Consider the following 26840-nt stretch of genomic DNA (forward strand, 5'->3'; position numbering starts at 1 on the left):
GATTACCGGACCGAGGCGAGTTGAGTGAGTGCACCGCTGAACCACTGCTGCACGCCGTGCATGCTGGCAGCGGAGGTGTCGAGCACCGGTTGCGGGTAGACGCCGAGCAGGATCAGCAGCACCGCCAGGCCCAGCACCATGTACAGCTCGCGAGCCTTCATGGCCTGCAGCGGCGCATCGGACTTGGCCGGGCCGAAGTAGGCGCGGTGGATCATCGCCAGCGAGTAGACGGAGCCCAGTACCAGGCCGCAGGCGGCCAGGACCACGACCCACGGAGCGGCCGGGAAGCTGCCGATCAGGATAAGGAACTCGCCGACGAAGTTACCGGTACCCGGCAGGCCGAGCGCGGCGGCGGCGAAGAACAGGCTCACCGCAGGCAGCCACGGCAGGCGTGCCCAGATGCCGCCCATCTCGCGCATGTCGCGGGTGTGCAGGCGCTCGTAGAGCTGGCCGCAGAGGATGAACAGGGCGGCGGCGGACAGGCCGTGGGCCATCATCTGCACCACGGCGCCCTGCAGGGCGATCTGGCTGCCGGAATAGATGGCAATCAGCACGAAGCCCATGTGCGAGACGCTGGAGTAGGCCACCAGGCGCTTGATGTCGGTCTGGGCGAACGACAGGAAGGCACCGTAGGCGATGGCGAACACGCCGAGCCACATGGCGATCGGCGCGAACTCGGCCGAGGCGTTGGGGAACAGCGGGATGGCGAAGCGCATCAGGCCGTAGGCGGCGGTCTTCAGCAGGATACCGGCGAGGTCGACGGAGCCTGCGGTCGGCGCCTGGGCATGGGCATCCGGCAGCCAGGAGTGCACCGGTACCACCGGGAACTTCACGGCGAAGGCGGCGAAGAAGCCGAGCATCAGCAGGTATTCGGTACCGGCCGGCAGGTCGGTCTTCAGCAGGTCGCTGTAGTTGAAGGTCAGCACGCCGGTGGCGTTGTAGTTGATCAGCACCAGGGCGAGGATCGCCACCAGCATGATCAGGCCGCTGGCCTGGGTGAAGATGAAGAACTTGGTGGCGGCGTTGATCCGCGAGTGACCCTTGCTGCCGCTATGACCCCAGAGCGCGATGAGGAAATACATCGGCACCAGCATCATTTCCCAGAAGAAGAAGAACAGGAACAGGTCGATGGCGAGGAACACGCCGACCACGCCACCGAGAATCCACATCAGGTTGAGGTGGAAGAAGCCGACGCGGTTCTGGATCTCGTTCCACGAGCACAGCACGGACAACACGCCGAGCAGGCCGGTGAGGCAGATCATCAGGATCGACAGGCCGTCGAGGCCGAGGTGGATGCTGATGCCCAGACGCTCGATCCACTGCACCTTAAACTCGGCGGACCAGACCGGATCGGCACCGGGCGCCGGAGCCAGGCTGAAGTCGGCCGTGGCCCACAGCCACAGGCCGAGACCGAACAGCAGGCCCATGGTCAGCAGGGCGATCCAGCGCGGCAGGGTGTTGCCGAAGCGCTCGGTCTGCCAGCACAGCAGGCCGCCGATGAAGGGAATCAGGATTAGCCAGGGGAGAATCATCAGGCTGTTTTCCTTAACTCAGAAAGAGGAGGACGGCGAGTACCAGCACGGCACCCCCGGCAATCGAAGTGGCGTACCAGCGCACCTGACCGGTCTGGGCGCGGGCCAGCAGACCGTTGCCGCCACGGGCGAGGCGCGTTACCAGGCCGATGCTCTGGTCGATCGGGTCACGCCCGAGCAGACGGCAGATCAGCAGGTACGGCTGCACGAAGAGCTTGTCGTAGAGCCAGTCGAAGCCCCAGGCGGCGAACCACCAGGCCGACAGGAAGCGGCCCGGGGCGCTCTGCGCCACGGCCGTGGCGAAGCGACGCTGGCCGAGGAACAGCAGGGCAGCCAGGAGGATACCGGCCAGGGCGATGGCGCCCGAGGCGATCTCCAGGCCGTGCTTGGCCTCGCCACCGGCATGGCCGATGCTCTGCGGCAGCACACCGGCCAGCGGCGGGGTGATCAGCGCGCCGACGAAGGTCGACAGCACGATCAGGGCCGCCAGCGGCAGGTTGTGGGCGATGCCGTGACCGGCATGGGCCTCGGTCTTCTGCTCGCCGTGGAAGGCGATGAAGATTAGGCGGAAGGTGTAGATCGAGGTCAGGAAGGCACCGGCCAGGCCTGCGTACAGCAGTTCGCTGTGGCCGCTGGCGAAGGCTTCCCAGAGGATCTCATCCTTGGAGTAGAAGCCGGCGGTGACCAGCGGCAGTGCCGCCAGGGCTGCGCCGCCGACGATGAAGCTGGCGTAGGCCAGCGGCAGCTTCCTCCACAGGCCGCCCATCTTGAAGATGTTCTGCTCGTGGTGGCAGGCGTGGATCACCGCACCGGAGGCGAGGAACAGCAGGGCCTTGAAGAAGGCGTGGGTCATCAGGTGGAAGATCGCCGCGTCCCAGGCCTGCACGCCGAGGGCGAGGAACATATAGCCGATCTGGCTCATGGTCGAGTAGGCGAGGATGCGCTTGATGTCGGTCTGCACCAGGGCGGCGAAGCCGGCCAGCACCAGGGTCACGGCGCCGACGATGCCGACCAGCTCGAGAATCTCCGGGGTCAGCAGGAACAGACCGTGGGTACGGGCGATCAGGTACACGCCCGCGGTCACCATGGTAGCGGCGTGAATCAGCGCGGAGACCGGGGTCGGGCCCGCCATCGCGTCGGCCAGCCAGGTCTGCAGCGGCAGCTGGGCGGACTTGCCGACCGCGCCGCCGAGCAGCATCAGGGTGGCGACCCACAGCCAGGTATCACCGGCCACGTACTTCTGCGGCGCTAGCACCATCAGCTCCTGGATGTTCAGGGTGCCGAGGTTGAGGAACAGCAGGAACAGGCTGATCATCAGGAACACGTCACCGATACGGGTGACGATGAACGCTTTCAGCGCCGCGTTACCGTTGGGCACGTGCTTGTAGTAGAAGCCGATCAGCAGGTACGAGCACAGGCCCACGCCTTCCCAGCCGAAGAACAGCACCAGCAGGTTGTCGCCGAGCACCAGCAGCAACATGCTGAAGATGAACAGGTTGGTGTAGGCGAAGAAGCGCGAGTAACCCTCTTCACCACGCATGTACCAACTGGCGAACAGGTGGATCAGGAAGCCGACGCCGGTAACAACGCCGAGCATGGTGGCCGACAGGCCGTCCAGGTGCAGGGTGAAGCTCGGCGCGAGGCCGGCGACGTTCATCCACTGCCACAGCGTCTGGGTGTACACGCCATTGGCCGGTTCGGCACCGAGGAACTGGAACACGACCCAGGCGGCGCTCAGCGCGGCCAGGCCGACCGAGCCGACGCCGATCACGGCGGCGGTGTTTTCCGAGATGCGTCCGCGGGAGAAGGCCAGCAGGAACCAGCCGAGCAGCGGGAATAGGAGGGTGAGGAATAGAAGGTTCATCCGCGCATCTCGCTGGCAGCGTCGACATCGAGGGTGTTGAAGCGGCGATACAGCTGCAGCAGGATCGCCAGGCCGATACTGGCCTCGGCGGCTGCCAGGGTAATCACCAGAATGAACATCACCTGGCCGTCGGCTTGTACCCAGCGGCTGCCGGCGACGACGAAGGCGAGGGCGGTGGCGTTCATCATCACTTCCAGGCTCATCAGCACGAAGAGGATGTTACGGCGCACCATCAGGCCGATCAGGCCCAGGCTGAACAGCACGGCGGCCAGGGCCAGGCCGTGCTCCAGAGGAACGGCATTCATACGGTCGGCTCCTTGGCTTCGTGGCGGCCCAGGTGGTAGGCGGCGACCAGGGCGGCGAGCAGCAGCATGGAGGCCAGCTCGACTACCAGCAGGTAGGGGCCGAACAGGCTGACGCCGACGGCCTTGGCGTCCACGGTCTCGAGACCGATGGCAGCGCCGCTCGGGCTGGCGAACAGGGCGTAGAGCAGCTGGCCCAGCAGCAGCAGGGAGAGAATGGCGGGACCGGTCCAGATGCCGGGCTTGAGCCATTGCTTCTCCTGCTCGGCAGCAACCGGGCCGAGGTTGAGCATCATCACCACGAAGACGAACAGCACCATGATGGCGCCGGCGTAGACGATGATCTCCAGGGCGCCGGCGAACGGCGCGCCGAGGGCGAAGAAGGTCGAGGCCACGGCCAGCAGCGAGACGATCAGGTTGAGCAGGGCATGCACCGGGTTGGTCCCGGTGATGACCATCACTGTAGACGCCACGGCAACGCCCGCGGCGAGGTAGAAAGCAAACTCCATCATCCTCTCCTTAGGGCAGCAGGCCTTTGACGTTGATCGGTTCGGCCTCGTTCTGCGCGGCGCCTTTCGGCTTACCGGCGATGGCCATGCCGGCGACGCGGTAGAAGTTGTAGTCCGGGTTCTTGCCGGGGCCGGAGATCAGCAGGTCTTCCTTCTCGTAGACCAGGTCCTGGCGCTTGTACTCGCCCATCTCGAAGTCCGGCGTCAGCTGGATCGCGGTGGTCGGGCAGGCCTCTTCGCACAGGCCGCAGAAGATGCAGCGGGAGAAGTTGATGCGGAAGAACTCCGGGTACCAGCGACCGTCGTCGGTCTCGGCCTTCTGCAGCGAGATGCAGCCGACCGGGCAGGCCACGGCGCACAGGTTGCAGGCTACGCAGCGTTCCTCGCCATCGGGGTCACGGGTCAGCACGATGCGGCCGCGGTAGCGCGGCGGCAGGTATACCGGCTCTTCCGGGTATTGCAGGGTGTCGCGCTTGCGGAAGCCATGGCTGAAGACCATGACCAGGCTGCGCAGCTGGGTCCAGGTGCCGTGCACCACATCCCATATGTACTTGAGCATTGCGTGTTTCTCCTTACTGGGCCGAGGCCAGCACGAGCGCGCCGGTCACCAGCAGGTTGATCAGAGTCAGCGGCAGGCAGAACTTCCAGCTGAACGCCATGACCTGGTCATACCGCGGGCGCGGAATCGACGCGCGCAGCAGGATGAAGATCATGATGAAGAAGCAGGTCTTGGCCGCGAACCAGATGAACGGGATCTGCGGCAGGATGCCGAACGGGCCGTGCCAGCCGCCGAAGAACAGGGTCACCAGCAGCGCCGAGATGGTCACGATGCCGATGTACTCGCCGACGAAGAACATGCCCCATTTCATGCCGGCATATTCGATGTGGTAACCGTCGGCCAGCTCCTGCTCCGCTTCCGGCTGGTCGAACGGGTGACGGTGAGTCACGGCGACGCCGGCGATGAAGAAGGTACAGAAGCCGAAGAACTGCGGAATGATGAACCACAGGTTTTCGGCCTGGTAGTCGACGATGTCGCGCATGTTGAACGAGCCGACCTGGGCGACGATGCCCATCAGCGCCAGGGCCAGAAACACCTCGTAGGAGATGGTCTGGGCCGAGGCACGCAGGCTGCCGAGCAGGGCGAACTTGTTGTTGCTCGACCAGCCGGCGAACAGCACGGCGTACACCGACAGACCGGCCATGGCGAAGAAGAACAGGATACCGATGTTCAGGTCCGCCACGCCCCAGGTCGGGGTGACCGGGATGATGGCGAAGGCCATCAGCATGGCGGCGAAGGCGATCATCGGCGCGATCATGAAGATGAACTTGTCGGCGAACGGCGGCGTCCAGTCTTCCTTGAAGAACATCTTCAGCATGTCCGCCGCGATCTGGAACATGCCGAACGGGCCGACGCGGTTCGGACCGTAGCGGTCCTGCCACCAGCCCAGCAGACGGCGCTCGATGAAGCTGAGCAGCGCGCCGCAGACCACCACCACCAGCAGGATGACGATGGCCTTGAGAACGGCAATGAAGACGTCTAGCAGTTCGGGCGTCAGCCAGTTCATTGCGCGGCCTCCTGCAGTCCGGTTGCAGTGGCACCGGCGATGGCTGCCGGGATGCCGGCGAAGCCGGCTGGCAGACCGACCAGGCCCAGGGCCAGGTCTTCGCTGACTTTCACCGGCAGGCGCAGGGCCTGGCCGGCGACGGTCAGGCTGAGCAGCGCGCCGTCGTTGACGCCCAGACGATCGGCCTCGGCCTTGGCCAGGGCGACGTAGGCGGGCTGGATGCGCTCCTGCACGGGAGCGGCGCGGGAGGAGTTCTCCTCGCTGCCGAACAGGTGGTGGAACGGCACGACCTGCCAGGTGCCCTGGGCCGGGGCGAAGGCGCCCGGCACAGCGAACCAGGCCAGGGTCTTGCCTTGGGACTCGATCAGGCGCACGCCCGGATCACCGGCGCGCAGATGGCCACCGACTTCGTCCTGGAACTTGTTCCAGGCCTGCGGCGAGTTCCAGCCCGGCGACCAGGCGAACGGAATCTGCTGACGGTCTTCCTTGCTGCCCGAATAGCCTTCCATGGAGAAGGCGAAGGCGGAGTCCTGGTCCTGCGGCTGACGCGGCTCGTGCACGCTGATGTTGGCGCGCATGGCGGTACGGCCGCTGTAACGCAGCGGCTCACGCGCAAGCTTCATACCCTTGATGCGGAACGAGGCGCTCGGCGCGGCGTCCGTGATCGCGGCCAGTACGGAGCTGCTGGCGGCGACGGCGGCAGTGACCTGGTCCAGCTGGGTCCAGTCCACGGCCTTGCCCTGCAGGGTGCTGTGCAGCGCGTGCATCCAGCGCCAGCCTTCGCGGACGAGGATGTTGCTGTCGTAGTAGCTCGGCTCGAACACCTGGAAGAAGCGCTGGGCGCGGCCTTCCTGGCTGACCAGGGTGCCGTCGCCTTCGGCGAAGCTGGCGGCGGAGAGCACCAGGTTGGCCTTGGCGGTGGTGGCGGTCTGCTGGTGGTCGGCGACGATCACAGCCTTGGCGGCGGCGAGGGCAGCATCGACCTTGGCGGCGTCGGCGCGGCGGTACAGGTCGTTCTCCAGCACCACCACGGCGTCGGCCTGGCCAGAGGTCAGGGCCTCAAGCGCGGCGTCTACCGATTTCCCGCCGAACTCTTCACCCAGAAGCAGCGCCAGGCCCATGCTGTTGGCTTCCGGCACCACCAGGCTGATGGAGGCGTTCTTCTCGCGGTTCTTCAGGGCCTGGGCGATGTTCGCCGCGGCCTCGATGATGCTCTTCTCGCCCAGCGAGGCGCCACTGACGATCAGCGGGCGCTTGCCGGCCAGCAGGGCGTCGGCGATCAGTTGCACCAGTTCGGCAGCCTCGTCGTCCAGGCCGTTTACGGCCGGGGCGCTCGGGTCGATGGCGTGGGCCACGGCGAAGCCGATACGCGCGAGGTCAGCTGGAGCGGCATGCACGCAGGCTTCGGCGACGTCGTCCAGGCGGGTGGCGTCGACGCTGGCGATGAACAGCGGATGCAGGGCGTCCTGGGCCACGTTCTGCACGGCGGCCATGTGCCAGTCCTGGATCTTCATCGAGGCGGCGATTTCGGTGGCCTTGCCCTTGACCGACTGGCGCAGGGCCAGGGCGACGCGCGCGGCGGTCTGGGTCAGGTCTTCACCGAGGACGAATACGGCGTCGTGGTCTTCGATCTCGCGCAGCGACGGAATCGGCAGCGGGCCGTTCTGCAGCACATCGCGGATCAGGTGGATGTTTTCCAGCTCGACGGCGCCAATGCCGCTGTAGAAGTTGGCTTCGCCGACCAGTTCGCGTAGGGCGTAGTTGCCTTCGAGGCTGGCGCGCGGCGAACCGATGCCGATCACGCGCTTGCCCTTGAGCAGCTCGGCGGCCTTGTCCAGCGCGGCGTCGATGCCGAGCTTCTGGCTGCCCAGCTGCGGCTGGCGCGGACGGTCTTCGCGGTTGGTGTAGCCGTAGCCGAAGCGGCCGCGGTCACACAGGAAATAGTGGTTCACCGAGCCGTTGAAGCGGTTCTCGATGCGGCGGATCTCGCCGTAGCGCTCGCCGGGGCTGATGTTGCAGCCGCTGGAGCAGCCATGGCAGATGCTCGGGGCGAACTGCATGTCCCACTTGCGGTTGTAGCGCTCGGAGTGGGTCTTGTCGGTGAATACGCCAGTTGGGCAGACCTCGGTGAGGTTGCCGGAGAACTCGCTTTCCAGCACGCCGTCTTCGACACGGCCGAAGTACACGTTGTCGTGTGCGCCGTACACGCCCAGGTCGGTGCCGCCGGCGTAGTCCTTGTAGTAGCGCACGCAGCGGTAGCAGGCGATGCAGCGGTTCATCTCGTGGGAGATGAACGGGCCGAGCTGCTGGTTCTGGTGGGTGCGCTTGGTGAAGCGGTACCGGCGCTGGTTGTGGCCGGTCATCACCGTCATGTCCTGCAGGTGGCAGTGACCGCCTTCCTCGCACACCGGGCAGTCGTGCGGGTGGTTGGTCATCAGCCACTCGACGACGCTGGCGCGGAACGCCTTGGACTCTTCGTCGTCGATGCTGATCCAGGTGTTGTCGGTCGCCGGCGTCATGCAGGACATGACGATGCGGCCGCGCTTGTCGTTTTCATCGGTGTACTGCTTCACCGCGCACTGGCGGCAGGCGCCGACGCTACCGAGCGCCGGGTGCCAGCAGAAGTAGGGGATGTCGAGCCCGAGAGACAGACAGGCCTGCAGCAGGTTGTCCGCCCCATCGACTTCGAAATCTTTGCCGTCTACGTGGATAGTGGCCATGGTTCAGGTTTCTTCTTTACCCGCCGAAGCAGGCTTGGCTAATGGAAAGCTTTTCTCCCCTCTCCCCTTGGGAGAGGGGCGGGGGGGAGGGGCAATGGCGCATGGCCAACTTCCCTCACCCCAGCCCTCTCCCAGAGGGATAGGGGGCATTCTTTATATGCTCACGGCTTCAGCTCGGCCGGCCGGAGCGGTCGAGCTGGATACGCCAGCCTCGAACTCCGGACGGAAATACTTGATCGCACTACCCAGCGGTTCGACGGCGCCCGGTGCATGGGCGCAGAAGGTCTTGCCGGGGCCAAGGAAGTTGACCAGGCCGAGCAGGGTGTCGATGTCCTGCTGGGTGCCTTGTTTGCGTTCCAGGGCGCGGAGAATCTTCACGCTCCACGGCAGGCCGTCGCGGCACGGGGTACACCAGCCGCAGGATTCGCGGGCGAAGAACTCTTCCATGTTGCGCAGCAGCGAGACCATGTTGACCGAGTCGTCTACGGCCAGAGCCAGACCGGTACCCATACGGGTGCCGACCTTGGCGATGCCGCCAGCGAACATGGCTGCGTCGAGGTGCTCGGGCAACAGGAAGCCGGTGCCGGCGCCGCCGGGCTGCCAGCACTTGAGCTTGTAGCCGTCACGCATGCCGCCGGCGTAGTCCTCGAACAGCTCGCGAGCCGGGATGCCGAACGGCAGTTCCCACAGGCCGGGGTTCTTCACCTTGCCGGAGAAGCCCATCAGCTTGGTGCCCATGTCTTCGCTGCCCGGACGGGCCAGGGTCTTGTACCAGTCGACGCCGTTGGCGACGATCGCCGGCACGTTGCACAGGGTCTCGACGTTGTTCACACAGGTCGGCTTGCCCCACACGCCGACAGCGGCGGGGAAGGGCGGCTTGGAGCGCGGGTTGGCGCGGCGGCCTTCTAGGGAGTTGATCAGCGCGGTTTCTTCACCGCAGATGTAGCGACCGGCGCCGGTGTGGACGAACAGCTCGAAGTCGAAGCCGCTGCCGAGGATGTTCTTGCCCAGCAGGCCGGCGGCCTTGGCTTCATCGATGGCGCGGTTCAGGTTGGCGGCCGCGTCGACGTACTCGCCGCGCAGGAAGATGTAGCCGCGGTAGGCCTTGAGTGCACGCGCGGAGATCAGCATGCCTTCCACCAGCAGGTGCGGCAGCTGCTCCATGAGCATGCGGTCCTTCCAGGTGTTCGGCTCCATTTCGTCCGCGTTGCACAGCAGGTAGCGGATGTTCATGGATTCGTCGGCCGGCATCAGGCCCCACTTCACACCGGTGGGGAAGCCCGCACCGCCGCGGCCCTTGAGGCCGGAATCCTTGACCGTCTGCACGATGTCGGCCTGAGCCATTTCGCTCAGGGCCTTGCGCGCGGCGGCGTAGCCGTTCTTTGCCTGGTATTCCTCCAGCCATACCGGCTGGGCGTCGTCACGCAGGCGCCAGGTCAGCGGATGGGTTTCCTCGGTGCGGGCGATGCTGTTGATCGGGCCGATGGAGGTGAGAGTCTTCATAGCGGCGCGCCCAGTCATTGATAAGACTCCAGCAGCTCGGCGACGGAGTCGCCGTTGAGGTTGCCGTAGGTATCGTCGTCGATCATCACCGCCGGAGCCTTGTCGCAGTTACCCAGGCAGCACACCGGCAGCAGGGTGAAGCGGCCGTCGGCGGTGGTCTGGCCGGGGATGATGCCGAGCTTGTCCTTGAGGCTGCCGAGCAGGTTCTCGTGGCCGCCGATGAAGCAGGTCATGCTGTCGCACACGCGGATCACGTGGCGGCCGACCGGCACGCGGAAGATCTGGCTGTAGAAGGTGGCCACGCCCTCGACGTCGCTGGCAGGAATGCCGAGGATGTCGGCGATGGCGTAGATGGCGCCGTCCGGCACCCAGCCACGCTGCTTCTGCACGATCTTCAGGGCTTCGATGGACGCCGCGCGCGGGTCCTCGTAGTGGTGCATTTCGTGTTCGATGGCGTCGTGCTCGGCCTGGCTGAGCTCGAAGCGGTCGGTTTGGATCATATTCTGAGAATCTGCTGCTTGGCTCATGGTTAGCGGTCCACGTCGGCCATAACGAAGTCGATGCTACCCAGGTAGGCGATCAGGTCCGCGATCATGCTGCCGCGGATCACCGAGGGGATCTGCTGCAGGTGGGCGAAGCTGGGCGTCCGGATGCGCGTGCGGTAGCTCATGGTGCTGCCGTCGCTCGTCAGGTAATAGCTGTTGATGCCCTTGGTCGCCTCGATCATCTGGAAGCTCTCGTTGGCCGGCATGACCGGGCCCCAGGAGACTTGCAGGAAGTGGGTGATCAGGGTCTCGATGTGCTGCAGGGTGCGCTCTTTCGGCGGTGGCGTGGTCAGCGGATGGTCCGCCTTGTACGGGCCTTCGGGCATGTTGCGCAGGCACTGGTCGATGATGCGGATGCTCTGGCGCATCTCCTCGACACGGACCATGCAGCGGTCGTAGGCGTCACCGTTGTGGGCCAGCGGTACCTCGAACTCGAAGTTCTCGTAGCCGGAGTACGGGCGCGCCTTGCGCAGGTCGAAGTCTAGGCCGGTGGAACGCAGGCCGGCGCCGGTGACGCCCCATTCCAGCGCTTCCTTGGTGTTGTATTGGGCCACGCCCTTGGTACGGCCGATCAGGATGCTGTTCTTCAGGGCAGCCTTGGTGTACTCGTCGAGGCGCTTGGGCAGCCAGTCGACGAATTCCTTGACCAGCTTGTCCCAGCCGCGTGGCAGGTCGTGGGCGACGCCACCAATGCGGTACCAGGCCGGGTGCAGGCGGAAGCCGGTGATGGCCTCGATCACCTTGTAGGCGCGCTGGCGGTCGGTGAAGGTGTAGAACACCGGAGTCATGGCGCCGACGTCTTGGATATAGGTACCCAGGAACAGCAGGTGGCTGGTGATGCGGAAGAACTCGGCGAGCATCACGCGGATGAAGTCGACGCGGTCCGGCACCTTGATCCCGGCCAGCTTCTCGACCGAGAGGACGTAGGGCAGGTTGTTCATCACCCCGCCGAGGTAGTCGATACGGTCGGTGTAGGGGATGAAGCTGTGCCAGGACTGGCGCTCGGCCATCTTCTCGGCACCACGGTGGTGGTAACCGATGTCCGGAACGCAGTCGATGATCTCTTCACCGTCCAGCTGCAGGATGATGCGGAACGCACCGTGCGCAGACGGGTGGTTCGGGCCGAGGTTGAGGAACATGTAGTCCTCGTGCTCGCCCTGGCGCTTCATGCCCCAGTCTTCCGGCTTGAAGCGCGCGGCTTCTTCTTCAAGCTGCTGCTTGGCCAGGGTCAGGCTGAAGGGATCGAATTCGGTGGCGCGCGCCGGGTAGTCCTTGCGCAGCGGGTGACCTTCCCAGGTCGGCGGCATCATGATGCGGGTCAGGTGCGGGTGGCCCTGGAAGGTGATGCCGTACAGATCCCAGACCTCACGCTCATACCAGTTGGCGTTGGGCCAGATACCGGTGACGGTGGGGACGTTGAGATCGCCTTCCTTGAGGGCGACCTTGATCATGATGTCGCTGTTACGCTCGACCGACATCAGGTGGTAGAACACGGTGAAGTCGGCGCCCGGCAGGCCGCGGCGCTGGGTGCGCAGGCGCTCATCGACGGCGCTGAGATCATACAGCATGACGTAGGGGCGCGGCAGGTTGCGCAGGAAGGTCAGCACGTTGATCAGGCGATCACGGGCGACCCACAGCACCGGCATGCCGGTACGGGTGCTCTGGACGGTGAAGGTCTCGGCACCGAAACGGGAGTTCAGCTCGACCACCACGTCCTGGTCGTCGGCCTTATACGGTGGAACGGACAGAATGCTGTCAGTCATGTCTTTAGTCGCTATCGGCGGTGTTCGGCGTCAGTGAGCGGGCCAAGAGGCCGGCTCACACTTCGTCGGGGCTGCGCAGGTTGGTAACAGCGATACGCTGCTCGCGGCGCTGCTCCTTTTGCGACGGCATTTCGGCACGGTAGATGCCTTGATCGCCGACGACCCAGGAAAGCGGGCGGCGCTCCTGTCCGATGGATTCCTGCAGCAGCATCAGGCCTTGCAGGAATGCTTCGGGACGGGGCGGGCAGCCAGGAATGTAGACGTCCACGGGGAGGAACTTGTCGACCCCCTGGACCACCGAATAGATGTCGTACATGCCGCCGGAGTTGGCACACGAGCCCATGGAGATCACCCACTTGGGTTCCAGCATCTGCTCATAGAGGCGCTGAATGACCGGCGCCATCTTGATGAAGCAGGTGCCGGCGATGACCATGAAGTCGGCCTGACGCGGGGACGCACGAATCACTTCCGCACCGAAGCGGGCGATATCGTGAGGCGCGGTGAAGGCCGTGGTCATTTCCACGTAGCAGCAGGACAGACCGAAGTTGTACGGCCACAGGGAGTTCTTGCGACCCCAGTTCACCGCACCGTTGAGAACATCTTCGAGCTTGCCCATGAAGATGTTCTTGTGGACCTCATCCTCCAGCAGTGGATCGGCTACGGTCTCCCGCGAGCCGATCGGGTACTGCTCGTTGGGAGCATCCGGATCGATCCGTGTAAGTTTGTATTGCATCGCCAAAGCCTCATTGTTTTAGCTTCGCCTGCCGATTACGACGGCCTTCGGGCGCCCAGTCGAGCGCGCCGATACGCCAAAGGTAGACAAGACCAGCCAACAGAATTGCTATGAAAACTGTAGCCTCGATCAGGCCGGCCCAGCCGCTTTCGCGTACCGAGACTGCCCAAGCGAAGAGAAAGAGGGCTTCAACGTCGAAGATCACGAAGAGCATCGCGACCAGATAGAACTTCGCTGATAGGCGCAGGCGCGCACTACCGACCGGCAGCATGCCCGACTCGAACGGATCGTTCTTGCTACGTCCCCAGGCCTTGCTACCGAGCAGGCTGGACAGGCCGAGCATGAAGGCTATGAGTCCGAAGACTCCGAGCAGGAATACAGCAAAAGCCCAGTTATGGGACATGGTCGTTACCGCATCAGGCATGCCGGGGCTCCTTGGGTAAAGGGGCGGCTTTTTAATAATGGTAGAGCAACCTGATGGTGGTTGCCCTGCAGAGTAGTGGGGGCAATTTTATGCGCGCATGGCGCGTTAAGTAAATTTTTCCGAATAAGAAAATGAACGGCCGTTCCGTTCCGTTTGTTCGTCTATTGGCGCCAGGCCCCGTATGGCGGGGCCTGCGCGAGGCTCTACGGCTTTGGTCTTATGGTATCTGACTATTCGGATGACGCTTTTTCGAAAGAGTCTGTCGGGAATTGTTTACATCTACGGGCTTAATTGATGCGTGAGGGGAGCGCAGCGTTGTTATTTTGCCGGCAGAACTTCTATTTTCGCTGGCTGATATAGCCTTGCGAGCTGCGCCGGCTGTCCACGGCGAAGATCAATGCGCCGCCGCGCAATGCGGCGACCACCTGGTCGCGATCGGCGTCGGCCAGCACCAGGCAGCCGTGGCTACGGCCGGCCACGCCGTGGCGCCGGACGAAATCCTCCTCCATGTAATCGCGAGCGTGCAACACGATGGCGCGTCGCTCGGCGTTGGCATTGCTGTCGCTCAGGCCCAGCAGGCGCATGGATAGACCATGACCGGGCTCTTCACTGACATACACGGTGCTGGTGCGAAATACGCCGAGCGAGCTGGCGTGGCTGCCTTCGGCGTCGGAGAAGGAGTCGGCGTAGCCATCATGGTCAGGATCGGAGCCGCGCCCGTGGGCTGCCCGATAACTGCTCACCAGGCGCAGGCTGTCGCGCTCGAACAGCAGGAAGCGCGGCTGACTGGAGTGGCGGGCGTAGTCGATCACGGCGAAGTGCTGGTGCCGGTCATCCTGCAGTTGTTCGAGGATGCCATTGGCCGTGGCAGCGGGGAGCAGGTGCTGCAGATCGCCGGCGATTGCGCCGGTGCAGCAGAGGGCGAGCAGGCAGGTTGCCAGAAGGTTGCGCATGGCCGCTTCCGTCAGTGGGGTGCGGTCTTGGTACGCCAGAGTGAGGGCTTATGACAAGGGCGAAAACGACGAAGCCCCGGCATTGCTGCCGGGGCTTCGTCTGATAACACCTGCGGCTAGGCCGCAGAGCCGGTTCCTATTAGTGGAACTGGTTCATGGTGTTGTCTTTACCGCCTGCTTTCAGGGCAGCTTCACCAGCGAAGTACTCTTTGTGAGCGTCGCCGATGTCGGAGCCGGACATGTTCTGGTGCTTAACGCAGGCGATACCCTGACGGATCTCCTGACGCTGAACGCCTTTCACGTAGGCCAGCATGCCTTGGTCTGCGAAGTAACCTTTGGCCAGGTTGTCGGTGGACAGCGCGGCGGTGTGGTAGGTCGGCAGGGTGATCAGGTGGTGGAAGATACCGGCCTGAGCAGAGGCGTCGCGCTGGAAGGTGCGGATCTTCTCGTCGGCAACCTGGGCCAGTTCGGTCTCGTCGTACTCGGCGCTCATCAGCTTGGCGCGGTCGTAGGCGGAAACGTCCTTGCCTTCGGCAACGAAAGCGTCGAACGCTTGCTGACGGAAGTTCAGAGTCCAGTTGAAGGACGGGCTGTTGTTGTAAACCAGCTTGGCGTTCGGGATGACCTTGCGGATCTCGTCAACCATGCCTTTGATCTGACCAACGTGCGGCTTCTCGGTTTCGATCCACAGCATGTCGGCGCCGTTCTGCAGGCTGGTGATGCTGTCCAGTACGCAACGAGCTTCGCCGGTGCCAGAGCGGAACTGGAACAGGTTGGAAGCCAGACGCTTCGGACGCAGCAGCTTGCCTTCGCGCTTGATGACAACGTCGCCGTTGCCCAGGTCGGCGGCGGAGATTTCTTCGCAATCCAGGAAGGAGTTGTACTGGTCGCCCAGGTCGCCCGGCTCGTTGGTCACGGCGATCTGCTTGGTCAGGCCGGCACCCAGGGAGTCGGTACGAGCGACGATCACACCGTTGTCGATGCCCAGCTCGAGGAAGGCGTAGCGAACAGCGTTGATCTTGGCCAGGAAGTCAACGTGCGGAACGGTGACTTTGCCGTCTTGGTGGCCGCACTGCTTCTCGTCGGAAACCTGGTTCTCGATCTGGATGCAGCAAGCACCGGCTTCGATCATTTTCTTGGCCAGCAGGTAGGTGGCTTCGGCGTTACCGAAACCAGCGTCGATGTCGGCGATGATCGGGACTACGTGAGTCTCGTGGTTGTCGATCTGAGCCTGGATTTCAGCTTCCTTGGCCTTGTCGCCAGCAGCGCGAGCAGCGTCCAGAGCGGTGAACAGCAGGTCCAGTTCGCGGGCGTCAGCCTGACGCAGGAAGGTGTACAGCTCTTCGATCAGAGCGGCAACCGAGGTTTTCTCGTGCATGGACTGGTCCGGCAGCGGGCCGAAATCCGAACGCAGGGCAGCAACCATCCAGCCGGACAGGTAGAGGTAGCGCTTGTTGGTGGTCTTCAGGTGCTTCTTGATCGAGATCAGCTTCTGCTGACCGATGAAGCCGTGCCAGCAGCCCAGGGACTGGGTGTAGACGGACGAGTCGGCGTCGTACTCGGCCATGTCTTTGCGCATGATGTCAGCGGTGTACTGAGCGATTTCCAGGCCGGTCTTGAAGCGGTTCTGGGCGCGCATACGAGCGACGTATTCCGGGTTGATCGCGCTCCAGCTGCTGCCTGCGGCTTCTTTCAGGGCGGCAACGGCTTTGATGTCGTTTTGATAAGCTGACATGGTCAATCCTTCAAAGTATGAGTTTGGTTGAGCACCGACTTCCCACCCAAAACCAACGTGCAAACAAAGCTTGCAGTGTTGCGGGCGACACAGGACGGACTTCGAGATATTGACGGGGACGAGAGTGTTGCGGAGAGGAGGAGAGGACGAAACGAGACAGTTCGATGAGGCAGATTCGCAGCTTGCCGGCTCGTGGAAACCGTTGGGCGGTGCGGTCTGGTCAAACGATCTGGCTAATAACGCTAAGGCTTCCCCGTCCCTCAGGACAACTTACGTTCCAGTCGCAACCTCGTCGAAACGCCTTGTGGGCTGTTAGAACACGGACCGACCCGAATGGTGTTACGGGACCGATCTGGAGGCTCTGCAACAGAGCCCCTGGCTAGCGGGAGCGGGGCAATGATGCGCTTTCAAACGGGCGTTCGTCAATCGCTTTGTAGTGCTTTTTTTGAGCAACTACATATTGGCGGTGGCCTCAGTCGAGGGCTTCGACCTTGATGCGCATGCTCATGTCGTTGGCGCCGCGGGTGGATTGCTGGCGCAGGAAGCCCGAGTCGTCACCCTGGCTCGACTGGCTGACGCCGCCCAGAGGAATCCACTCGCCGAGGCGGCCGCTGACCCGGGTATCGGTGCTCTGCACGTCGATCACGCCAGGCTGGTAGCGATTCACCCGGTCGTTGTTGCTGCTGATGCTGACATGCACCACGTCGCCGGTGAGGCTGGCGGTGACGTAGAAGCCCTGGGTGACATTGCGGTACTCGGTGTTCTGGTAGACCTGGCCGTAGGGGCCGACGCTGGTGTTGGTCAGTGGCACGCTCTGGCCGACCTGGATCAGCGCCGGATAGCCTTCGGTCGCCTGCACCTGCTGGGTGCCGCCGCTGCGGCTGTCGGTGGAGCGGCGGATCACGCGGACCTGGTCGCGGCCATGCACTTCGCCGCGCCCGGCTATCACTTCGGCGTCACCGGCGCTGACACTGCCATCGACGCGATAGCCGTCGCGATCCTGGAAACTGCTCTCATTGGTGTCGACGCTGATCAGCAGGCGCCGCGGTGCGGTATCCAGCTGCTGCAGCAGGTCACGTACTTCCTGGATTTTCTCCGGTGCGGCGTTGATCACCAACTGGTTGCCGTAGGAGCTGACCTTGCCCTGACTATCCAGCGCCGACTGCACCACCGGCAGCACGTCTTCGGCGGTGCGGTAGTTGAGCTGGATCAGCTCGGTGGCGGCCTGTAGCGGCAGGCTGAGGCCGAGTGACAGGGCGAGCAGGCAGGCGCGCAGGGTCATAGCAGGAAGCTCCGCAGGTCGGGGTCGAGAACGCTGATGTCCCAGGCCTGGTCGAATTGCGCCTGACGCTGGCGCACGCGGCCGGGATCGTTGTACAGGGCATAGCCGGCATATTGCTCCGGCAGCTCACGCAGTAGCAGGCCGCGGTCGTCGGCCAGCAGGTAGGCGCTTTCGTCGCTGGGGTGGTCCGGATTGATCTTGCGGATATGCAGGTTGCTGGTGATGCGCTGGGCCAGGTTGAGCAGGCGATGGCCCTGCTTGACCGGCTTGCCGGCATCGCGCACCAGGATGCGCAGGCGGTTCTTCGGGCTGGCCAGGAGAAACTGGGTGCAGGCCTCCTGCACGCTGCTGTGGCTGTAGAGCCAGGACTCCAGGTCCGGGCTGTAGATGCTCAGGCTATGGCGGGCCTGCTGCAGCAAGGCCAGTGCGTGGGCCTGAGCCTGCTCCGGGCGGTTGAAGCGCTGCAGGTCGGCCTGCTGGCCGAGCTGGAAGGGCGCTGGCTCGCGCGGTTCGGCAGTCACCGCGGGAAAACTGTCTGGGTTATGTACGGCAAAACGCCCCGGCGACTGGAAATCGATGGCCGGCAGATCCGGTTCGTTCGCGTCGAGCGGGGCGTCTTCTTCGTGCATGAGCTCTGTCCTAGTCGCTGTGGCGCACCATCAGTACGTGGGGGATGCCGGCCTCGAGGTACTCGCCGCCTTCTACCTGGAAGCCCAGGCGTTCGTAGAACGCGGTGGCATGTACCTGGGCGCTGAGCTTCTGCTCGCGCTGGCCACGCGCCTCGGCGGCTTCGATGGCGGCACGCATCAGCGCATCGCCAACCTTGAGGCCGCGCCAATCCTTGAGTACCGAGACCCGACCGATCTGGCCGTCCGCCACCAGGCGCGCGGTGCCGATCGGATAGTCGCCTTCGCAGGCGAGGAAATGCACGGCCTCGATGTCCTCGTCATCCCATTCGAGTTCTGCCGGCACGGCCTGTTCCGCGACGAATACCGCTTCGCGAATGCGCCGTAGGTCGGCGTTATCCTTCTGCCAGTGGGCAAGACGGACGTGAATATCACTCATCAGCAAACTCCAAACTTCCTTGCTGGACCAGTTCCTTCACCAGTGTACGCCCGTCCTCGTCGGCCAACCAAGGCGCCAGGTTGTCGCTGTGCAGGGCCTCGGCGGCGCAGACCAGGCGCAGCAGCTCTTTCAGGTGCGCCGGCAGCAGGCGGCTCTGGCCGCTGGCGAACAGCACCAGGCCGACATCGACCTCGCTCCAGGCCAAGCGTGCGCTGGGGTTGCGCACCAGTACCGCGCCGTCTTCGAGGGCGGCGAGGAAGTCTTCTTCCTCGATCTCCGGGCCGGCGACCAGCTCGGGGTAGCGCGGCTCGGTCATGAACTGGCCGAACCAGGTCAGTAGCAGGCGCTCGTCGCTCATGTGCTCGGTCAGCAGCTTCTTCAGGCGGTCGAGGGCGTCCTGCTGGATCTGGTGCGGGTCGCTGATCGGCGCCATGCCGGCGTCGCTGTAGCGCTCCTCGTCCGGCAGGAACTGGGCGAGGAAGTCGGTGAAGTGGGTCAGCACTTCGGCGGCGCTCGGCGCGCGGAAGCCGACCGAGTAGGTCATGCAGTCGTCTTCGGCGATGCCGTAGTGGGCCAGGCGCGGCGGCAGGTAGAGCATGTCGCCCGGTTCCAGCACCCATTCGTCGGTCTGCTCGAAATCGGCGAGGATGCGCAGGTCGGCGTGCTGCAGCAGCTTGCTGTCGGCATCGCACATCTGGCCGATCTTCCAGCGGCGCTGGCCTTCGGCCTGCAGCAGGAACACGTCGTAGTTGTCGAAGTGCGGGCCGACGCTGCCACCGGGTGCGGCGAAGCTGATCATCAGGTCGTCGATACGCCAGCTGGGCAGGAAGCCGAAGTCCTTGAGCACATCGGCCACTTCTGGCACGAACTGGTCGACGGCCTGCACCAGCAGGGTCCAGTCGCGCTCCGGCAACTGGCTGAAGGCGTCCTCGGCGAATGGGCCGCGGCGCAGTTCCCACGGATGGGCGCCGTGCTCCAGGACCAGGCGCGACTCGACTTCCTCTTCCAGGGCCAGGCCGGCCAGTTCGTCGCCGGTGATCGGGCTCTCGAAGCCGGGGATGGCCTGACGGATCAGCAGGGGCTTCTGTTGCCAGTAGTCGCGCAGGAACTCGCGAGGAGTGAGGCCGCCCAGCAGCTGCAGAGGAGTATCAGGATTCATGGCTAAGCCCTTGAAAGAGATGAAATGGCTAAAACAAAAACGCCCGGCTCAGCCGGGCGTTGAGGAGGCTGGTGGCGCTCAGATGCGCTGGGCCTGGGCGACGGCGTTGCCGATGTAGCCCGCCGGGGTGAGTTGCTTGAGCTCCTCCTTGGCGGCGGCCGGCATGTCCAGGCCATCGATGAAGGCGAGCAGCGCCTCCGGGGTAATGCCCTTGCCGCGGGTCAGCTCCTTGAGCTTCTCGTAGGGGTTCTCGATGGCGTAGCGACGCATCACGGTCTGGATCGGCTCGGCCAGCACTTCCCAGCAGGCGTCCAGGTCGGCGGCAATGCGTTGCTCGTTCAGCTCCAGCTTGCCGATGCCCTTGAGGCTGGCTTCGTAGGCGATGACGCTGTGGGCGAAGCCGACACCGAGGTTGCGCAGCACAGTGGAGTCGGTCAGGTCGCGCTGCCAGCGGGAGATCGGCAGCTTGCTGGCCAGGTGCTGGAAGATCGCGTTGGCGATGCCCAGGTTGCCCTCGGAGTTCTCGAAGTCGATCGGGTTGACCTTGTGCGGCATGGTCGAGGAGCCGATCTCGCCGGCCACGGTCTTCTGCTTGAAGTAGCCGAGGGAGATGTAGCCCCACACATCGCGGTCGAAGTCGATGAGGATGGTGTTGAAGCGGGCGATCGCGTCGAACAGCTCGGCGATGTAGTCGTGCGGCTCGATCTGGGTGGTGTAGGGGTTGAACTGCAGGCCCAGGTCACCTTCGATGAACTGCTTGGCGTTGGCCTCCCAGTCGATCTGCGGGTAGGCGGACAGGTGGGCGTTGTAGTTGCCCACGGCGCCGTTGATCTTGCCCAGCAGCGGTACGGCGGCTACCTGAGCGATCTGGCGCTCCAGGCGGTAGACGACGTTGGCCAGTTCCTTGCCGAGGGTAGTCGGCGAGGCCGGCTGGCCGTGGGTGCGCGACAGCATGGGCACGCCGGCGAACTTGACGGCCAGCTCGCGGATGGCGGCGGCGATCTGCTTCATTAGCGGCAGCAGAACGGTGTCGCGGCCTTCGCGCAGCATCAGGGCGTGGGACAGGTTGTTGATGTCCTCGCTGGTGCAGGCGAAGTGGATGAACTCGCTGACGGCGGCCAGTTCCGGCAGCTTGGCGGCCTGCTCCTTGAGCAGGTACTCCACGGCTTTGACGTCGTGGTTGGTGGTGCGCTCGATCTCTTTCACACGCTCGGCGTGCTCGACGGCGAAGTTCTCGGCCAGCTCGTTGAGCAGGGCGTTGGCTTCGGCGGAGAAGGGCGCCACTTCGGCGACGCCTTCATGGGCGGCCAGACGTTGCAGCCAGCGCACTTCGACCATCACGCGGAAACGGATCAGGCCGTATTCGCTGAAGATCGGGCGCAGGGAGCTGGTTTTGCCGGCGTAGCGGCCATCGACGGGGGAAACCGCGGTGAGCGAGGAGAGCTGCATGGAGGCGTTCTCGGACAGGTCGGTCAACGAAAAGGGCGCACATCATACATGAAGTCGCCCGGACTGGTCCGTCCGGTTAGCGGACGGCGGGTCGACGCGCGATGGACAGCAGGCTGGCGCTGAAGATCAGCGCCGCGCCGATCAGCGACGTGAGGTCCGGCATTTCGCCCCAGCGCAGCCAGGCGACGATGCCGGCGAAGACGATGGCCAGGTAGGCGAAGGGGCCGATCAGGCCGGGTGGCGCCAGGCCGTAGGCCTTGGACATGACGATCTGGCTGACGGTGGCGAGCAGGCCGATCACCAGCAGCAGGCCGAGCTGGTGCTGGTCCAGCGGCTGCCAGGCCCAGGTCAGCGGCACCGCGGAAATCAACGCGCTGAACAGCGAGAAGTAGAAGACGATACGGAAGGCTGGCTCGGTGTCGCTCATCTCGCGGATGGAGACGAAGGCGAAGGCAGCCAAGATGCTGGCGGCCAGGCCGACCAGGGCCTGGGTGTCGAGCAGCGCCTCGCTGGGCTTGGCCACCAGCAGCACGCCGACCAGGCCGATGGCGGTGGTCAGTAGCATGCGCCTCGTCAGCGGCTCCTTGAGCAGCCACCAGGCCAGTACCGGGGTGAATACTGGTGCCGAGTAAGTGAAGAGCATGGCGTCGGCCAGCGGCAGGTGGGCGATGGCGTAGAAGAAGCAGTACATCGCCGCCAGGCCGTAGGTGGTGCGCCACAGGTGCGACTTGATGCGTCCGGTCTTCAGCGGGCCGGTGCCCTTGAGCAGCACCAGTGGCAGGAAGAACAGCACGCCGACCAGGTTGCGGAAGAACACCACCGACTCGTTGTTGACCCCGCTGGACACCTCACGGATGCCCACGCCCATTAGCGAGAACAGCAGGGCAGACAGCGCCAGGAGCAGGGCGCCCTGCACCGGTTTCACGCTGCGGCTGGGAATGCTCACGACTCAGCTCCGCAGCAGCGGGTAGAGTTCCTTGAGCAGCTTGCCGCGGCTGAACACCAGCTGCCAGCGATGGCCGCCGAGCTGGCGCCACAGACGCGCCGAACGAATGCCGGTGAGCAGCAGGGCGCGTACCTTGGCGGCGACGGCCGGTTGCTGCAGGAAGCGCATGTCGCCATGCACCTGGATGCGCTGGCGGAAGGTGCTGATGGTGTCCTGGTAAAGCCCGCCGCAGGCAGCCACCACGTTGTCGTGGGTCAGGCCGAAGTGCTCGACCTGGTTCTGGATCTGGTCCAAGCGGTTGCCGACTGTCTGCAGCATGTCGTCACGCTTGGCCAGCTGGCGCTCCAGGCCGAGCAGGGCCAGGGCGTAGCGCAGCGGCTCGCGCTGCAGGCTGGCGGGATTGCGCTCCAGGGTGCTTACAAGGGCCTTGTAGCCCTCGCGCAGATTTAGGTCGTCGCCGCCGTAGACTTCCAGGGTGCTCTGCGGATCACGCACCAGCAGGCTACCGAGCAGGCAGCCCAATTGCGCGTCGCTGATCTGCCCGGTGCGGGCCAGCTTGTCCACCAGGCTGGCGGCCTGGAACACGGCGGAGAGGGCGATCAGTTGTTCCTGCGTCGGGCTCATGCCAGGCCGGCTCCCTCGAACCAGGGCTCGGCCGTTTCGATTACGCCGCCGCCGAGGCAAACTTCACCGTCGTAGAACACCACGGATTGGCCTGGAGTGACGGCGCGCTGCGGCTCGTCGAATACGGCGCGATAGCCGTTCTCGGTCTTTTCCAGGGTGCAGTGCTGATCGGCCTGGCGGTAGCGTACCTTGGCAGTGAGGCTACGTGGACTGGACAGGTCGACCGGGTTGACCCAGTAGATCTCGGAGGCGAGCAGAGCGCGGGAGAACAGCCAGGGGTGTTCATTGCCTTGGCCAACCACTAGCACGTTATGGGTCAGGTCCTTGGCCAGGACGTACCAGGGCTCGTCGCCGGCATTCTTCAGACCGCCGATACCCAGGCCCTGGCGCTGGCCGATGGTGTGGTACATCAGACCGACATGGCGGCCGATCACCTCGCCCTCGGTGGTCTCGATGTCGCCCGGTTGAGCCGGGAGGTATTGCTTGAGGAAGTCGCTGAAGCGGCGCTCGCCGATAAAGCAGATGCCGGTGGAGTCCTTCTTCTTGGCAGTCGCCAGCTCGTATTTCTCGGCGATGGCGCGTACCTGGGGCTTTTCCAGTTCACCGACTGGGAACAGGGTGCGGCCGATCTGCTCGCCGCCGACGGCGTGCAGGAAGTAACTCTGGTCCTTGTTCGGGTCGAGGCCCTTGAGCAGCTCGCTACGGCCGTCGACATCGCGGCGTCGCACGTAGTGGCCGGTGGCGATCAGGTCGGCGCCCAGGCTCAGTGCGTAGTCGAGGAAGGCTTTGAACTTGATCTCGCGGTTGCACAGGATGTCCGGGTTCGGCGTGCGCCCGGCCTTGTATTCAGCGAGGAAGTGCTCGAACACGTTGTCCCAGTATTCCGCGGCGAAGTTGGCGGTGTGCAGCTTGATGCCGATGCGGTCGCACACGGCCTGGGCGTCGGCCAAGTCGTCCATGGCGGTGCAGTATTCGGTGCCGTCGTCCTCTTCCCAGTTCTTCATGAACAAACCTTCCACCTGGTAGCCCTGCTCGAGCAGCAGGAGGGCGGAAACGGAGGAGTCGACGCCGCCGGACATGCCGACGATCACTCGGGTATTGGCTGGTTCGCGCATGGGAATTCGAAGAGGGCTGACTGCAGAAAGTGGGCGATTCTATCAGGAGCGGGCGGCGCGCGGCGAATCAGGCCGGGCCGCGATAGGCCAGGTCGCGGATCAGGCTCAGGCTGTGGCGTTCGCCGGCCAGGTAGTCGTCGATGCAGCGCAGCACCAGCTCGCTGCGCCAGCGTTCGGGCTGGGCGGCCAGCTCGTCGCGGGTCATCCATTGCGGGCCGATGATGCCTTCGTCCAGCGGCGAATCCGGCAGGTGGCGTAGTGGCTTGGCGGCGAAACACACGCGCTGGTAGGTCACGCCGTTGCTCGGTGCAGTGTACAGGTAGATGCCGGTGACGGCGGTCAGCTCGACCTGCCAGCCGGTTTCCTCCAGTGTTTCGCGCAGGGCGGCCTCGATCAGACTTTCGTCGGCTTCCAGATGGCCGGCGGGCTGGTTAAATACCGCCTGGCCACCAGCCAGCTCTTCGACCAGCAGAAAGCGGCCCTGGTCCTCGACGACGGTGGCGACTGTGACATGGGGGGTAAAGCGCATTGCGGAAACCTCTGCGAAGCGGCGGGCTAACTGTCGGCTGAGACCGGAGTCAAAGCATTCTGGAGCCGAGCTGCTAGGATTGAAAACGCCCTCGCGGGACATTCTGTAGCGCATCTGTAGTTTGACTACATGGATGGCGCCGAGCCAGGATTCAAGCAGTCTAGGCTGTCACCGGGCTGTCAGTAAATGTCGAAAAGTGCGTGACTTCCTGTAGAAAAACTACAAGAATGCGACACCTTTCCGAGACCCAAAGTATCGTCCGTCGCGCCACCCGTTCGACGGATTGTCAGACCACGAAAACAAACGGAGTCCAGCATGGGATACCAGAAGATCCAGGTGCCTGCGAACGGCGACAAAATCACCGTCAACGCCGACATGTCCCTGAACGTGCCGAACAACCCGATCATCCCCTTCATCGAGGGTGATGGCATCGGTGTCGACATCAGCCCGGTGATGATCAAGGTCGTCGACGCTGCCGTCCAGAAAGCCTACGGCGGCGAGCGCAAGATCGCCTGGATGGAAGTCTATGCCGGCGAGAAAGCCACCCAGGTCTACGACCAGGACACCTGGCTGCCGAAAGAAACTCTGGAAGCCGTGCGCGACTACGTCGTGTCCATCAAGGGCCCTCTGACCACTCCGGTCGGCGGCGGCATCCGTTCGCTGAACGTTGCCCTGCGTCAGGAGCTGGATCTGTACGTCTGCCTGCGCCCGGTGCGCTGGTTCGAAGGCGTGCCCAGCCCGGTGAAGAAGCCAGGCGACGTCGACATGACCATCTTCCGTGAGAACTCGGAAGACATTTACGCCGGTATCGAGTGGAAGGCCGGTTCGCCAGAGGCGACCAAGGTCATCAAGTTCCTGAAAGAAGAAATGGGCGTCACCAAGATCCGTTTCGACCAGGACTGCGGTATCGGCGTCAAGCCGGTATCCAAGGAAGGCACCAAGCGCCTGGTGCGCAAGGCTCTGCAGTACATCGTCGACAACGACCGTGACTCGCTGACCATCGTGCACAAAGGCAACATCATGAAGTTCACCGAAGGTGCCTTCAAAGACTGGGGCTACGAAGTGGCTCGCGATGAGTTCGGTGCCGAGCTGCTGGACGGCGGTCCGTGGATGCAGTTCAAGAACCCGAACACCGGCAAGAACGTCGTGGTGAAAGACGCCATCGCTGACGCCATGCTGCAGCAGATTTTGCTGCGTCCGGCCGAGTACGACGTGATCGCCACCCTGAACCTCAACGGTGACTACCTGTCCGATGCCCTGGCGGCGGAGGTGGGCGGTATCGGTATCGCTCCGGGCGCCAACCTGTCCGACAGCGTGGCCATGTTCGAAGCTACTCACGGCACAGCGCCTAAGTACGCCGGTCAGGACAAGGTCAACCCGGGCTCGGTCATCCTCTCCGCCGAGATGATGCTGCGCCACATGGGCTGGCTGGAAGCTGCCGACCTGATCATCAAGGGCACCAACGGTGCCATCGCCGCGAAGACCGTGACTTACGACTTCGAGCGTCTGATGGAAGGCGCCAAGCTGCTGTCCTGCTCCGAGTTCGGCGACGCTCTCATCGCGCACATGTAAGCGACGAGTGGTAAACAAAAAGGCCGGTCATTGACCGGCCTTTTTTATTTAAGCTCTCTTTCTTTTCAGGCTTCTACCGGAGTGCTTTGCGGCGAGCTGGTGGTCGCCGGGGATTCACTGGTTGCCAGAATCGGGCCGATATTGACTGCATGCAGGCCCTTGGGACCTTGCACAATATCGAACTTGACCGCTTGGCCGGCCTTGAGAGTCTTGTAGCCGTCCATCTGGATAGCCGAGTAATGGGCGAACAGGTCCTCATCTCGGCCGTCGGCCACGATGAATCCGTAGCCCTTGGCGTTGTTGAACCACTTGACCTTACCGCTGAGCATGCTGACATCCCTCTGCAAAGGACTCCATCACTGGAGTATCATCCACTTCAGCTCCACGTCCGACTTCGGCCGTAAGGGCACTAGCCGCGGAACCCCGATACCCGAGAAGGGTATTCACTGTTTGTAACACCGTTTTGCCTTTAGTCAAGGCGCTAAGGCGGCCGGCTGAGAAACCGATCAAACTCCGTCTAGCATCAACCTCCGACCGGTCATGAGACCATTAGTTCAGCATGCATTCACGCAGCCAGATTCGACTAACATTCAATCAAGATCGTCCGAGCGAGCACGAGGATGATTCGACCGGCCTGGCAGTGCAGGAAGCGAAGCCGGCACTGCAGGCACCGCCTCTGTATAAGGTGCTGATGTTCAACGACGATTACACTCCGATGGATTTTGTGGTCGAAGTACTAGAGCTGTTCTTTGGTATGAACCGGGAGCTGGCCACCAAGGTCATGCTTACTGTGCATACGGAAGGAAAGGCAATCTGCGGGGTGTTTACCCGCGATATCGCAGAGACCAAGGCGATGCAGGTCAACCAGTACGCCAAGGAAAGCCAGCATCCGCTACTCTGTGAGATAGAAAAGGACGGTTGAGCCGTCCCGCTTGGGCAAGAGGTGAAGCT

General features: G+C 63.8%; 26 protein-coding genes. 2 read left to right on the forward strand and 24 right to left on the reverse strand.

Going from position 1 to position 26840, the window contains the following annotated elements; translation table 11 throughout:
* Positions 1 to 2: 2 nt before the first annotated feature.
* From nuoM to N7607_RS12415, 23 genes are all read right to left on the reverse strand, one after another.
* Entirely contained in the window at positions 3 to 1532 is a 1530-nt protein-coding gene (gene nuoM, locus N7607_RS12305; protein ID WP_279865457.1) for an NADH-quinone oxidoreductase subunit M, read from the reverse strand.
* A 13-nt stretch (positions 1533 to 1545) separates the two neighbouring features.
* A complete protein-coding gene (nuoL, locus tag N7607_RS12310; protein WP_279865456.1) occupies positions 1546 to 3396 on the reverse strand; it encodes an NADH-quinone oxidoreductase subunit L in 1851 nt (616 codons plus the stop codon).
* Entirely contained in the window at positions 3393 to 3701 is a 309-nt protein-coding gene (gene nuoK / locus N7607_RS12315; protein ID WP_043311287.1) for an NADH-quinone oxidoreductase subunit NuoK, read from the reverse strand. The genes nuoL and nuoK overlap by 4 nt, the downstream gene beginning before the upstream one ends.
* Positions 3698 to 4207, reverse strand: a complete 510-nt coding sequence (gene nuoJ, locus N7607_RS12320; RefSeq protein WP_279865455.1) for an NADH-quinone oxidoreductase subunit J — start codon at positions 4205 to 4207, stop codon at positions 3698 to 3700. The genes nuoK and nuoJ overlap by 4 nt, the downstream gene beginning before the upstream one ends.
* A 10-nt stretch (positions 4208 to 4217) precedes the next feature.
* Positions 4218 to 4766, reverse strand: a complete 549-nt coding sequence (gene nuoI, locus N7607_RS12325) for an NADH-quinone oxidoreductase subunit NuoI (RefSeq protein ID WP_252275110.1) — start codon at positions 4764 to 4766, stop codon at positions 4218 to 4220.
* A 13-nt stretch (positions 4767 to 4779) separates the two neighbouring features.
* Positions 4780 to 5772 (reverse strand): NADH-quinone oxidoreductase subunit NuoH, encoded by a 993-nt coding sequence (gene nuoH, locus N7607_RS12330; RefSeq protein ID WP_279865454.1) that lies wholly within the window; start codon positions 5770 to 5772, stop codon positions 4780 to 4782.
* Positions 5769 to 8492, reverse strand: a complete 2724-nt coding sequence (nuoG, locus tag N7607_RS12335) for an NADH-quinone oxidoreductase subunit NuoG (RefSeq protein WP_279865453.1) — start codon at positions 8490 to 8492, stop codon at positions 5769 to 5771. The genes nuoH and nuoG overlap by 4 nt, the downstream gene beginning before the upstream one ends.
* Positions 8493 to 8645: 153 nt before the next feature.
* Positions 8646 to 9995: an NADH-quinone oxidoreductase subunit NuoF gene (nuoF, locus tag N7607_RS12340; RefSeq protein WP_279865452.1), complete on the reverse strand. Its 1350-nt coding sequence runs from the start codon at positions 9993 to 9995 to the stop codon at positions 8646 to 8648.
* Between the two features lie 14 nt (positions 9996 to 10009).
* A complete protein-coding gene (gene nuoE / locus N7607_RS12345; protein ID WP_279865451.1) occupies positions 10010 to 10522 on the reverse strand; it encodes an NADH-quinone oxidoreductase subunit NuoE in 513 nt (170 codons plus the stop codon).
* A gap of 2 nt (positions 10523 to 10524) precedes the next feature.
* The gene (gene nuoC / locus N7607_RS12350) at positions 10525 to 12303 is read right to left on the reverse strand and encodes an NADH-quinone oxidoreductase subunit C/D (RefSeq protein ID WP_279865450.1); all 1779 of its coding nucleotides are present in this window, start codon (positions 12301 to 12303) and stop codon (positions 10525 to 10527) included.
* Between the two features lie 55 nt (positions 12304 to 12358).
* Positions 12359 to 13036 carry an NADH-quinone oxidoreductase subunit B gene (locus N7607_RS12355; RefSeq protein WP_043311298.1) on the reverse strand — a complete coding sequence of 226 codons (678 nt, stop codon included), beginning with the start codon at positions 13034 to 13036 and terminating at the stop codon, positions 12359 to 12361.
* Between the two features lie 10 nt (positions 13037 to 13046).
* Positions 13047 to 13460 carry an NADH-quinone oxidoreductase subunit A gene (locus tag N7607_RS12360; protein ID WP_021700254.1) on the reverse strand — a complete coding sequence of 138 codons (414 nt, stop codon included), beginning with the start codon at positions 13458 to 13460 and terminating at the stop codon, positions 13047 to 13049.
* Between the two features lie 338 nt (positions 13461 to 13798).
* Positions 13799 to 14413, reverse strand: coding sequence for a murein L,D-transpeptidase catalytic domain-containing protein (locus tag N7607_RS12365; protein ID WP_279865447.1), 615 nt, complete (start codon positions 14411 to 14413; stop codon positions 13799 to 13801).
* A 139-nt stretch (positions 14414 to 14552) separates the two neighbouring features.
* Positions 14553 to 16148: an isocitrate lyase gene (locus tag N7607_RS12370; protein WP_279865446.1), complete on the reverse strand. Its 1596-nt coding sequence runs from the start codon at positions 16146 to 16148 to the stop codon at positions 14553 to 14555.
* Positions 16149 to 16620: 472 nt separating this feature from the next.
* Positions 16621 to 17430 carry a secretin N-terminal domain-containing protein gene (locus N7607_RS12375; RefSeq protein WP_279865445.1) on the reverse strand — a complete coding sequence of 270 codons (810 nt, stop codon included), beginning with the start codon at positions 17428 to 17430 and terminating at the stop codon, positions 16621 to 16623.
* Positions 17427 to 18059: a histone acetyltransferase HPA2 gene (locus N7607_RS12380; protein ID WP_279865444.1), complete on the reverse strand. Its 633-nt coding sequence runs from the start codon at positions 18057 to 18059 to the stop codon at positions 17427 to 17429. The genes N7607_RS12375 and N7607_RS12380 overlap by 4 nt, the downstream gene beginning before the upstream one ends.
* A gap of 10 nt (positions 18060 to 18069) precedes the next feature.
* The gene (locus N7607_RS12385) at positions 18070 to 18495 is read right to left on the reverse strand and encodes a GNAT family N-acetyltransferase (protein ID WP_279865443.1); all 426 of its coding nucleotides are present in this window, start codon (positions 18493 to 18495) and stop codon (positions 18070 to 18072) included.
* The gene (locus N7607_RS12390; protein ID WP_279865442.1) at positions 18488 to 19654 is read right to left on the reverse strand and encodes a cupin domain-containing protein; all 1167 of its coding nucleotides are present in this window, start codon (positions 19652 to 19654) and stop codon (positions 18488 to 18490) included. The genes N7607_RS12385 and N7607_RS12390 overlap by 8 nt, the downstream gene beginning before the upstream one ends.
* A 78-nt stretch (positions 19655 to 19732) precedes the next feature.
* On the reverse strand, positions 19733 to 21103 hold the full coding sequence (gene purB, locus N7607_RS12395) for an adenylosuccinate lyase (protein WP_279865441.1): 1371 nt from the start codon (positions 21101 to 21103) through the stop codon (positions 19733 to 19735).
* 76 nt (positions 21104 to 21179) lie between these two features.
* Positions 21180 to 22049, reverse strand: a complete 870-nt coding sequence (locus N7607_RS12400) for an EamA family transporter (RefSeq protein ID WP_279865440.1) — start codon at positions 22047 to 22049, stop codon at positions 21180 to 21182.
* Positions 22050 to 22052: 3 nt separating this feature from the next.
* A complete protein-coding gene (hflD, locus tag N7607_RS12405; protein WP_279865439.1) occupies positions 22053 to 22673 on the reverse strand; it encodes a high frequency lysogenization protein HflD in 621 nt (206 codons plus the stop codon).
* The gene (mnmA, locus tag N7607_RS12410; RefSeq protein WP_279865438.1) at positions 22670 to 23788 is read right to left on the reverse strand and encodes a tRNA 2-thiouridine(34) synthase MnmA; all 1119 of its coding nucleotides are present in this window, start codon (positions 23786 to 23788) and stop codon (positions 22670 to 22672) included. The genes hflD and mnmA overlap by 4 nt, the downstream gene beginning before the upstream one ends.
* A gap of 67 nt (positions 23789 to 23855) precedes the next feature.
* The gene (locus tag N7607_RS12415; protein WP_279865437.1) at positions 23856 to 24317 is read right to left on the reverse strand and encodes an NUDIX hydrolase; all 462 of its coding nucleotides are present in this window, start codon (positions 24315 to 24317) and stop codon (positions 23856 to 23858) included.
* A gap of 315 nt (positions 24318 to 24632) precedes the next feature.
* On the opposite strand from N7607_RS12415, the gene icd reads away from it, so the two are divergent.
* Positions 24633 to 25889: an NADP-dependent isocitrate dehydrogenase gene (icd, locus tag N7607_RS12420; protein ID WP_279865436.1), complete on the forward strand. Its 1257-nt coding sequence runs from the start codon at positions 24633 to 24635 to the stop codon at positions 25887 to 25889.
* A 65-nt stretch (positions 25890 to 25954) separates the two neighbouring features.
* Here icd and cspD read toward each other — a convergent pair whose 3' ends face one another.
* The gene (gene cspD, locus N7607_RS12425; protein ID WP_279865435.1) at positions 25955 to 26218 is read right to left on the reverse strand and encodes a cold shock domain-containing protein CspD; all 264 of its coding nucleotides are present in this window, start codon (positions 26216 to 26218) and stop codon (positions 25955 to 25957) included.
* A 230-nt stretch (positions 26219 to 26448) separates the two neighbouring features.
* Between cspD and clpS the strand changes: the two genes are divergently transcribed.
* Positions 26449 to 26811 carry an ATP-dependent Clp protease adapter ClpS gene (clpS, locus tag N7607_RS12430; RefSeq protein WP_279865434.1) on the forward strand — a complete coding sequence of 121 codons (363 nt, stop codon included), beginning with the start codon at positions 26449 to 26451 and terminating at the stop codon, positions 26809 to 26811.
* Positions 26812 to 26840: the final 29 nt, after the last annotated feature.

Origin of the sequence: Pseudomonas sp. GD04019, assembly GCF_029837695.1 — a bacterium.
GTDB lineage: Bacteria > Pseudomonadota > Gammaproteobacteria > Pseudomonadales > Pseudomonadaceae > Aquipseudomonas.

Bases quoted from the DNA above. Each gene is read 5' to 3' on its own strand.
- nuoM (WP_279865457.1), bottom strand. From the start codon at position 1,532: ATGATTCTCCCCTGGCTAATCCTGATTCCCTTCATCGGCGGCCTGCTG.
- nuoL (WP_279865456.1), bottom strand. From the start codon at position 3,396: ATGAACCTTCTATTCCTCACCCTCCTATTCCCGCTGCTCGGCTGGTTC.
- nuoK (WP_043311287.1), bottom strand. From the start codon at position 3,701: ATGAATGCCGTTCCTCTGGAGCACGGCCTGGCCCTGGCCGCCGTGCTG.
- nuoJ (WP_279865455.1), bottom strand. From the start codon at position 4,207: ATGGAGTTTGCTTTCTACCTCGCCGCGGGCGTTGCCGTGGCGTCTACA.
- nuoI (WP_252275110.1), bottom strand. From the start codon at position 4,766: ATGCTCAAGTACATATGGGATGTGGTGCACGGCACCTGGACCCAGCTG.
- nuoH (WP_279865454.1), bottom strand. From the start codon at position 5,772: ATGAACTGGCTGACGCCCGAACTGCTAGACGTCTTCATTGCCGTTCTC.
- nuoG (WP_279865453.1), bottom strand. From the start codon at position 8,492: ATGGCCACTATCCACGTAGACGGCAAAGATTTCGAAGTCGATGGGGCG.
- nuoF (WP_279865452.1), bottom strand. From the start codon at position 9,995: ATGAAGACTCTCACCTCCATCGGCCCGATCAACAGCATCGCCCGCACC.
- nuoE (WP_279865451.1), bottom strand. From the start codon at position 10,522: ATGAGCCAAGCAGCAGATTCTCAGAATATGATCCAAACCGACCGCTTC.
- nuoC (WP_279865450.1), bottom strand. From the start codon at position 12,303: ATGACTGACAGCATTCTGTCCGTTCCACCGTATAAGGCCGACGACCAG.
- N7607_RS12355 (WP_043311298.1), bottom strand. From the start codon at position 13,036: ATGCAATACAAACTTACACGGATCGATCCGGATGCTCCCAACGAGCAG.
- N7607_RS12360 (WP_021700254.1), bottom strand. From the start codon at position 13,460: ATGCCTGATGCGGTAACGACCATGTCCCATAACTGGGCTTTTGCTGTA.
- N7607_RS12365 (WP_279865447.1), bottom strand. From the start codon at position 14,413: ATGCGCAACCTTCTGGCAACCTGCCTGCTCGCCCTCTGCTGCACCGGC.
- N7607_RS12370 (WP_279865446.1), bottom strand. From the start codon at position 16,148: ATGTCAGCTTATCAAAACGACATCAAAGCCGTTGCCGCCCTGAAAGAA.
- N7607_RS12375 (WP_279865445.1), bottom strand. From the start codon at position 17,430: ATGACCCTGCGCGCCTGCCTGCTCGCCCTGTCACTCGGCCTCAGCCTG.
- N7607_RS12380 (WP_279865444.1), bottom strand. From the start codon at position 18,059: ATGCACGAAGAAGACGCCCCGCTCGACGCGAACGAACCGGATCTGCCG.
- N7607_RS12385 (WP_279865443.1), bottom strand. From the start codon at position 18,495: ATGAGTGATATTCACGTCCGTCTTGCCCACTGGCAGAAGGATAACGCC.
- N7607_RS12390 (WP_279865442.1), bottom strand. From the start codon at position 19,654: ATGAATCCTGATACTCCTCTGCAGCTGCTGGGCGGCCTCACTCCTCGC.
- purB (WP_279865441.1), bottom strand. From the start codon at position 21,103: ATGCAGCTCTCCTCGCTCACCGCGGTTTCCCCCGTCGATGGCCGCTAC.
- hflD (WP_279865439.1), bottom strand. From the start codon at position 22,673: ATGAGCCCGACGCAGGAACAACTGATCGCCCTCTCCGCCGTGTTCCAG.
- mnmA (WP_279865438.1), bottom strand. From the start codon at position 23,788: ATGCGCGAACCAGCCAATACCCGAGTGATCGTCGGCATGTCCGGCGGC.
- N7607_RS12415 (WP_279865437.1), bottom strand. From the start codon at position 24,317: ATGCGCTTTACCCCCCATGTCACAGTCGCCACCGTCGTCGAGGACCAG.
- icd (WP_279865436.1), top strand. From the start codon at position 24,633: ATGGGATACCAGAAGATCCAGGTGCCTGCGAACGGCGACAAAATCACC.
- cspD (WP_279865435.1), bottom strand. From the start codon at position 26,218: ATGCTCAGCGGTAAGGTCAAGTGGTTCAACAACGCCAAGGGCTACGGA.
- clpS (WP_279865434.1), top strand. From the start codon at position 26,449: ATGCATTCACGCAGCCAGATTCGACTAACATTCAATCAAGATCGTCCG.